General features: G+C 71.8%; 1 protein-coding gene. It reads right to left on the reverse strand.

What is annotated here, in order from left to right:
- Window positions 1-397: choice-of-anchor A family protein (locus G3I78_RS50190; RefSeq protein WP_164437349.1), on the reverse strand; the 397-nt coding region annotated here is incomplete at both ends.

The following is a 397-nucleotide window of genomic DNA, read 5'->3' on the forward strand; positions in this document are numbered from 1 at the left end:
CGCCGCCGAGGCCCTCGACGCTGGTGTGCGTGAGCGTGCCGGTGGTGAAGAAGCGGCCGTTCATGCCGGGCAGGGTGACCGTGGTCCGCGAGGCCTGCTCGCCGACGAGGACGGCGCCCTGGAACTGGCCGCTGCCCTGGAGGTGAAGGGTCGTCGCGTCCGGGAAGTTCCACAGCAGCCTGGTCCGCAGCGCGTTCCAGGGACTGTGGGCGTCGTCGATGGCGCCGCTGTAGGTGCTGATGGTGCGGTCGGCGCCGAGGACGTTGACGAGGACGGTGGCGTCCGCCGGAATGCGGTCGAAGCGGATCCCGACGGCCCCGCCTGCTCCGCCACCGCCCCCGCCGGACACCATGTTGAAGTCGACGTTGGAGACCTGGAGCCCGGAGACGCCGTCCCC

This window comes from Streptomyces sp. SID13726, assembly GCF_010548375.1.
Classification (GTDB): Bacteria; Actinomycetota; Actinomycetes; order Streptomycetales; family Streptomycetaceae; genus Streptomyces.